Raw genomic sequence first — 7,964 nt, forward strand, 5'->3', positions numbered from 1 at the left:
CAAACCCCCTGCCAGCCGGCAGGGGGTTCAACATTACATCGCAAAGAAAGGACGGATTTGAAAAGCGGGAAATCAATAAATAGCCCACAAAGAAAAAAATTCGCTGCACAGGCTGTGCAGCGAATTCTCCAATTTATATGCGCGTTTATTAAATGCTTAATGTTAATCAAAATGGAGGAGGAAGAGGGATTCGAACCCCCGCGGGCTTTGACACCCCTGTCGGTTTTCAAGACCGATCCCTTCAGCCAGACTTGGGTATTCCTCCGTATCGACAAGAATTAATATATCATAATAAATTAATTCTTGTCAACGTTTGTTTCAAAGTTTTTTTAGAAAGATTGTTTTCATAAAAATTTCTGTTATTTAAATCGCAGAGTCCTATGGAATAATAACTTCTTTTCCGCCCATATAAGGTCTAAGCACTTCAGGAATAACAACACTGCCATCCTCTTGCTGATAGTTTTCCAAAATAGCAGCAACTGTGCGGCCAAGGGCAAGTCCTGATCCGTTCAATGTATGCACATGCTCAGGCTTTGCATTTGCTTCAGGACGGAAGCGGATATTCGCACGGCGCGCCTGGAAGCTTGCAAAGTTGGAGCAAGAAGAAATCTCTCTGTATGTGCCATAGCTTGGCAGCCATACTTCCAGATCATATTTCTTGGCTGCAGTGAACCCGAGATCAGCTGTGCACATGCTCAGCACACGGTACGGCAGGCCGAGGAGCTGAAGCACTTTTTCAGCATGCCCTGTCAGCTTTTCCAGTTCTGCATAGGAATCTTCCGGCTTAACGAATTTGACAAGCTCCACTTTATTAAATTGATGCTGGCGGATCAAACCGCGTGTATCGCGTCCAGCAGATCCCGCTTCAGAACGGAAGCAGGCACTGAATGCGGCATAGTTAATCGGAAGCGCATCAAGCGGCAAAATTTCATCGCGATGCATGTTTGTCACAGGAACCTCAGCTGTCGGGATCAGGAAGTAATCTTCTTCAGTAATTTTGAACGCATCTTCTTCAAATTTCGGAAGCTGACCAGTTCCAGTCATGCTTGCTCTGTTTACCATCAATGGAGGCAGAATTTCCGTGTATCCATGCTCATCCACATGCAGATCAAGCATAAAGTTGAACAAGGCTCTTTCAAGTCGTGCTCCGAGACCTTTGTAGAATACAAAGCGGCTGCCTGTTACTTTGCTTGCCCGCTCAAAATCAAGAATTCCGAGGTGATCGGCAACATCCCAGTGCGCTTTTGCCTCAAAGCTGAACTCCGGAAGCTCGCCCCATGTTCTCACTTCCACATTGTCATCCTCTGTATCGCCGACAGGAACACTTTCATGCGGAATATTCGGTATGGACAGCATCAGATTTTCCAGTGATTCTTCCACCACACGAAGAACATCATCCAATTCTTTAATTTTGTCCCCTACTTCGCGCATTTCTGCAATCAGGTGATCCGCGTCCTGCTTCTCTTTTTTCATCTTCGCGATCTGGCCGGAAACCTCGTTCCGTTTGCTTTTCAATTCTTCAGTCTGGATAATCAGTTCCCTGCGGCGTTTATCAAGATCCTCAAATTTTTCAAAATCCGCTAAATCCTCGCCTCTGTGCTGAAGCTTGCTTTTTACCTCTTCAAAGTTCTGGCGCAATATTTTAATATCAAGCACACGTATCTCTCCTTTTTTTAGAAAATAGCTCTGTTAAATTTGGCTGTTGATTTCCGTTTCAGGCATCCGCTTTCCGCGGGGCGGGCGGTGAGCCTCCTCGGCGCTTTAGCGCCTGCGGGGTCTCACCTGTCCCGCTGCTCCCGCAGGAGTCTCCCGCCTGCCACTCCAATCAACAGGGCGGAAAAATCTACATCCCTCTTTAACATAGCCTGGAAAATAAAAAACTCCCGTCCCTAATAAAAGGGACGGGAGTTGAACCCGCGATGCCACCCTAATTGAGAACAAATTGTTCTCCAGCTCTAACATGATAACGGCCATGACCGGAAATATCTACTGAATTTCAATATTTCACTCAAGGATGGATTCACAAGCTTCTTACACCGGTTTCCACCTGCCACCGGCTCTCTGCAGAAAGAATATCTTGCTACTGATTCCTATCAATGCTTTAAGTTATGATATTACATAATTTACTACAAGTTTGGATCAGTTTCAACCGTTTTATACAGCTGTTTTAGCAGAAGCTTCTTTTACCATCTCTAAAAACAGGCAGGTAACGCGGTGATCATCCGTCAATTCAGGATGGAACGAGCATCCAAGAAAGTTGCCCTGCCTCGCTGCCACAATGCGGCCGTTATGCTTGCAAAGGACTTCAACATCCTCGCCTGCTTCCACTATATGAGGCGCTCTGATGAACACACCGACAAAATTTTCTCCTGCACCGGTAATGTTCAATTCCGCCTCAAAGCTTTCGCGCTGGCGGCCGAATGAATTGCGCGCCACCTTTATATCCATTACGCCAAGGTGGGCATCCTCCTGTCCTTCAATAGACTTTGCCAGCAGAATTAATCCTGCACAAGTGCCGAACACAGGTTTCTTTGCCGCAAATTCTTTCAGAGGGCCCATAAACTCATATTTATCAATCAGCCGGCGAATCGCTGTACTTTCACCGCCGGGAATGATCAGTCCGTCCAGTTCATCAAGCTGGGATGCCTTCTTCACAGCAATCCCCTCTGCTCCGCAGGCCTGAATGGAGCGAATATGCTCTCTGAAAGCTCCTTGCAGGGCTAAAACACCAATTTTAAACATGTTGAAAAACTCCTTTTACCAGCCGCGCTCCTGCATGCGGTTCTCTGGCAGCAATGTTGAAATTTCGATGCCTTTCATCGCAGTTCCAAGATCTTTAGACAGGTTTGCAATCAGCTCATAATCTTCATAATGCGTTGTTGCTTCCACAATCGCACGGGCGAATTTTGCCGGATTGTCTGATTTGAAAATGCCGGAACCTACAAACACGCCGTCAGCGCCAAGCTGCATCATCAGCGCTGCGTCAGCAGGCGTTGCTACGCCGCCGGCTGCAAAGTTCACGACTGGAAGACGGCCTTCGCTTCTGATGGAAAGCAGCAGCTCATATGGCGCGCCTAGAAGCTTAGCTTCTGTCATCAGCTCATCCTCATTCATGCCCGCAATTTTGCGGATTTGAGCGTTCACTTTTCTCATATGGCGGACAGCTTCAACAATGTTGCCTGTTCCTGGCTCGCCTTTTGTCCGAAGCATTGAAGCTCCTTCAGCTATGCGGCGTGTCGCTTCGCCAAGGTCACGGCATCCGCACACAAATGGTACAGTGTAATCACGTTTATTGATATGATACTCCTCATCAGCAGGAGTTAATACTTCACTTTCATCGATATAATCGACACCCATTGCCTCGAGAACTCTAGCTTCTACGATATGGCCAATGCGTGCTTTCGCCATGACTGGGATGGTAACAGCCTGCATGACCGCTTCAACGATTGTCGGATCTGCCATGCGGGCAACGCCGCCTGCTGCGCGAATATCAGCCGGTACTCTTTCAAGAGCCATAACGGCTACTGCTCCTGCTTCCTCAGCAATCTTTGCCTGCTCTGCATTCACAACGTCCATGATGACGCCGCCTTTTTGCATTTCGGCCATTCCTCGTTTAACGCGTTCTGTCCCTCTATTTGTCATGTAAGGTTCCCCCTTGGAATATATTAGGCTTTATAGCTAAAATCCACGAAATTTTTCGAAAATATAAGGTGGATGTAAGAATATGACGAAGCCTATTTCTAAAATCATATCTTCTATTTTATCTTATCTATCCCGAAAATCCTATCTTTTTAAACGGGAATAAAAATGGAAAATTTAAAGAAAGAACCTCTGCTTTAACAGAGATTCTTTCGTTTCATTATTTAAACCAGCCTTGGATTCCTGAAGTGGCGCCATTCCAAATCCCGGCAAAAAATCCGCCGATGCCGCGCATCATCAGAACAAACCAATTTGCTTTTTCCACGCTGTCTTTCGTTACAACATCCGCCTGGCCTGCATTGCTGCCTGTCAGGTAGCCGTACTGTTTTTCTTTCCCTTTGTATTCCACGCTCATCACACCGACTTTTGCACCCTTTTTCACAGGTGCTGAAAGCTCGCCCTTGTCATTCAGCTTGCTTTTATCGATGATCAGCTTCGGCTCATAGTTCTCTTTTTCGCCTTTATGCATCGCCATTTCTACTGGGGCATTTGTCTGAATCGCAACTTCTTTCCCTTTTCCGTCCACAACAGGAACAGTTGGCTGCTTTTTGGATTGATAGTTTTTCGGGAAAAGCTGTTCAACTGTAAAGTTATTAAAAGCATAATCAAGCAATTTCTTTGTTTCTTTAAAACGCGGTGTTTTAATATCGCCCGTTCCGTCTGTAGCATTCAGCACAACGGAAATCACGCGCATGTTTCCGCGCTTTGCCGTAGCAGTAAAGCAAGAACCGGCTGAAGAAGTTGAACCTGTTTTCAAACCGTCAACTCCTGGATACTCATAAATTAATCCTTTCAGCATCCAGTTATAGTTCGGCATATCTGTACCTTCTTTAAAAGTCTTGCGGGAAATGCTTGCTGTTTCAATCATTTCAGGATAATCCGTGATAAGGCGCTGAGAAAGAAGGGCCATGTCTCTTGCAGACATTGTGTTCTCCTGGTCTGCCGTTGTTCCTTCCGGCTGCATACCCATTAAATCGCTGTTTTCAAGGCCTGTTGCATTTACAAACTCATATCGTTTCAAGCCGAGCTGCTTAGCCTTGTCATTCATCATTTTTATGAAGTTTGTTTCTGAACCGGCTATCACTTCTGCAAGTGCAATTGCTGCACCGTTTGCAGAGTAAATCGCCATTGCTTCATAAAGCTCCCTGACTGTATAGGAACCGTCTCTTCTAAGAGGAACGTTTGACAATCCGCGAATCTGGGAAATCTTATAAACGTATTCGTCTGGTGTATAGGTTTGATCCCACTTAATTTTACCCTTATGTATTGACTCAAGCACAAGGTACTCTGTCATGGCTTTAGCCATGCTGGCAACCGGAAGCTGTTCATCAATATTGTTTCCGTAAAGAATCTTTCCGGAAGCGGCGTCTACAAGGATGGAGGCTTTTGCACTTATGCTGATTGGATCAGATGCGGCTGATGCCTGCCGTAGAGGGGTAATTAAACTGAAGACTAAAGTAACGGCCAAAAGGACTGCGAAGCAACGCTTTAATTTCATGATGCTCAAACTGATTACCTCCGTGGATTATTCATAAATCTATCTCTCTATTAAGTTGTCTGCCCATTTATAAAATACTTTGAAAAACAGCTTTTTAGGGGCTATTTTTACACAACAAATTCAATTTTATCATAATGAAACCAAAAAAAATAGACAGAGTCAGGTGACTCTGTCAAAAAGTCGTTATTTGATTACAACTTGGATTACCTGGAGTAATTTGGCGATTCCTTCGTAATCTGCACATCGTGCGGATGGCTTTCAATTAATCCTGCGCCTGTCATCCTGATAAACTGCGATTTCTCGCGAAGCTCCTCAAGATCTTTTGACCCGCAATAGCCCATTCCGGAACGCAATCCGCCGACCATCTGATAAATGGTTTCAGCAGCAGGGCCTTTATAAGCAATCCGCCCTTCAATGCCCTCAGGAACAAACTTCTTGTTATCTTCCTGGAAGTATCTGTCCTTGCTTCCTTTTTCCATCGCACTGACTGAACCCATGCCTCTGTATACTTTGAATCTTCTGCCCTGGTAAATTTCCGTTTCCCCAGGACTCTCAGTCGTACCGGCAAGCAAGCTGCCGAGCATGACAGCATGTCCGCCTGCTGCAAGAGCTTTGACAATATCTCCTGAATACTTGATTCCGCCATCAGCGATCACCGGAACACCGTGCTTTCTTGCTTCTGTTGCACAATCGTAAACAGCCGTAATCTGCGGAACGCCGACTCCTGCCACAACTCGGGTTGTACAAATAGAACCAGGTCCAATGCCTACTTTTACTATGTTTGCTCCTGCTTCGATCAGCGCCTTTGTTGCTTCGCCTGTCGCCACATTTCCTGCAATAATATTCAAATCAGGATAAGCGGTACGGATTTTTTTAATCATTTCCAAAACGCCTTTTGAATGGCCGTGCGCCGTATCTACGACAATTACATCAACACCTGCTTCTGCAAGCTTTTCTACCCGAACCATTGTATCAGCTGTCACACCGACAGCGGCACCTGCCAAAAGACGTCCCTGCTGATCCTTCGCGGAATTCGGAAACTCAATCACTTTCTCAATATCCTTGATCGTAATAAGGCCTTTTAGTATGCCATTTTCGTCCGTAAGCGGCAATTTTTCAATTTTATACTGTTGAAGGAGCCTTTCCGCTTCCTCAAGAGTTGTTCCTACCGGAGCTGTCACAAGCCCCTCTTTTGTCATCACATCAGAGATTTTAATGGAATAATCCTGAATAAACCGAAGATCGCGGTTAGTAATAATGCCCACAAGCTTTTGCTCGTCCTCATTGTTTACAACCGGAACACCGGAAATCCGGTACTTGCCCATTAAGTGCTCAGCATCAAATACTTGATGATCAGGTGTCAGAAAGAAAGGGTTCGTAATAACGCCGCGCTCTGACCGCTTTACTTTATCGACCTGCTCTGCCTGCTGCTCAATCGACATGTTTTTGTGAATAATCCCAAGACCCCCCTGCCGCGCCATGGCAATCGCCATCTGTGCTTCTGTAACAGTGTCCATTCCAGCACTGATAATTGGGAGATTCAGCTTCAAGGTCGGTGTCAATTCAACCTGCAAATTTACATCTCTCGGCAGAACCTCTGATTCAGCGGGGACCAAAAGAACATCATCAAACGTCAAGCCTTCTTTAGCAAATTTATTATTCCACATATAAAATCCCCCTTAACTCGGCAAAATATTATTAGTAGATTAACAATACCGACAAGAAGCTGTCAAGGACAGGAAAAATAATTAAATTTTTAGAAAATAAGAAATCGGAGGGATTTTTGCATGACCTGGTCCAAATTCCATATCTTCCTCTCCACCCATGCTGTTCAAAATGGTCTTGAAAGAAAGTACCAAAAGCTGGGCATTCCCAATGCCAGCGAATGCGCCTATCAAAACAGCTACCCGTTTACATACGCACTTAAGCATGCTGAAAGCTTTTTTCAGCAGGGAAAAATAGCCCCTGTTCAGCTGAAGCCAATCCTTTATTTTTATGGACTCGTCCAGCTCCTAAAAGCCTGTATCCTGACCATTGATCCTTACTATCCGGAAACCTCATCCGTTCTGGCCCATGGCGTCACTACAAGAAAAAAGAAAAAACAGCACTATCAATTTCTCTCTGATGAAGTAAAAATTCAGAAAAACGGCCTCTATGCCCATGCCTGCTTTAAACTCTTTGACTTAAAAGGAGTCGAAGCAGACAAATTTTCCATGCATACTTTAATGAAAAAAATACCTGAAATGGAACAATCTTTTGTCCTTCTCGGCAGCAAAGCTCACCTGTCATATGTAACCAGAGAGCAGGAAAGATGGAAGCTGCCTATTCATATGGCAGACACCTATCATCTTACTCCACAGCGGTTTGCAGAACGTTTAGGAAAAGAGCTTGGCTTTTCACTTGAAAACCTAACCTTAAATGAAGAATATGCCACCTTCACCAGCAGCCGGCAAATAAATCCCTTCTTCAGCCAGAAGCTCATGTTCAGCCAGAAGGAGCAATCTTTTGCACTGCCTAATATAGAGGAAGACTTGTTTCCTCTCCCTGAATTGCTTTCGCATTATTTAATCTTGTATAACCTAGGGATGATTTCCAGATATGAAACAGAATGGTGGTATGATCTCCTCCTGAGCCATTCCAGTGATGATCTTGTTTATATTACGCAGTTTCTGGAGATTACAGAGGAGAAGGTACCTTATTTGGTTTGGTGTTATTTGGGGGAAGAGATGGTCTGAGGTATAGTCTCTATCCCCATTTTAAAAAGGAG

At 45.0% G+C, this 7,964-nt stretch carries 6 protein-coding genes, 1 tRNA gene and 1 other annotated feature; of the genes, 1 reads left to right on the forward strand and 6 read right to left on the reverse strand.

From position 1 onward, the window contains the following. Positions 1 to 172 precede the first annotated feature (172 nt). The 6 genes from LRR81_RS21030 to guaB form a co-directional block, all read right to left on the reverse strand. Positions 173 to 265: transfer RNA gene (locus LRR81_RS21030), tRNA-Ser, on the reverse strand. A gap of 113 nt (positions 266 to 378) precedes the next feature. Beyond that, the gene (gene serS, locus LRR81_RS21035) at positions 379 to 1,656 is read right to left on the reverse strand and encodes a serine--tRNA ligase (protein ID WP_231791380.1); all 1,278 of its coding nucleotides are present in this window, start codon (positions 1,654 to 1,656) and stop codon (positions 379 to 381) included. A 238-nt stretch (positions 1,657 to 1,894) separates the two neighbouring features. Beyond that, positions 1,895 to 2,106 (reverse strand) — a binding site (T-box leader). A 48-nt stretch (positions 2,107 to 2,154) separates the two neighbouring features. Continuing rightward, a complete protein-coding gene (pdxT, locus tag LRR81_RS21040) occupies positions 2,155 to 2,742 on the reverse strand; it encodes a pyridoxal 5'-phosphate synthase glutaminase subunit PdxT (RefSeq protein WP_231791381.1) in 588 nt (195 codons plus the stop codon). Positions 2,743 to 2,757: 15 nt separating this feature from the next. Continuing rightward, positions 2,758 to 3,642: a pyridoxal 5'-phosphate synthase lyase subunit PdxS gene (pdxS, locus tag LRR81_RS21045; RefSeq protein WP_231791382.1), complete on the reverse strand. Its 885-nt coding sequence runs from the start codon at positions 3,640 to 3,642 to the stop codon at positions 2,758 to 2,760. Positions 3,643 to 3,859: 217 nt separating this feature from the next. Further along, positions 3,860 to 5,206, reverse strand: a complete 1,347-nt coding sequence (locus LRR81_RS21050) for a D-alanyl-D-alanine carboxypeptidase family protein (protein ID WP_269448761.1) — start codon at positions 5,204 to 5,206, stop codon at positions 3,860 to 3,862. A 194-nt stretch (positions 5,207 to 5,400) separates the two neighbouring features. Continuing rightward, positions 5,401 to 6,864, reverse strand: coding sequence for an IMP dehydrogenase (guaB, locus tag LRR81_RS21055; protein WP_231791383.1), 1,464 nt, complete (start codon positions 6,862 to 6,864; stop codon positions 5,401 to 5,403). 120 nt (positions 6,865 to 6,984) lie between these two features. Here guaB and LRR81_RS21060 point away from each other — a divergent pair, with 120 nt between their 5' ends. Next, positions 6,985 to 7,932, forward strand: coding sequence for a YaaC family protein (locus tag LRR81_RS21060; protein ID WP_231791384.1), 948 nt, complete (start codon positions 6,985 to 6,987; stop codon positions 7,930 to 7,932). Positions 7,933 to 7,964: the final 32 nt, after the last annotated feature.

Source organism: Metabacillus kandeliae, assembly GCF_021166585.1.
Taxonomy (GTDB): Bacteria; Bacillota; Bacilli; order Bacillales; family Bacillaceae; genus Metabacillus_B; species Metabacillus_B kandeliae.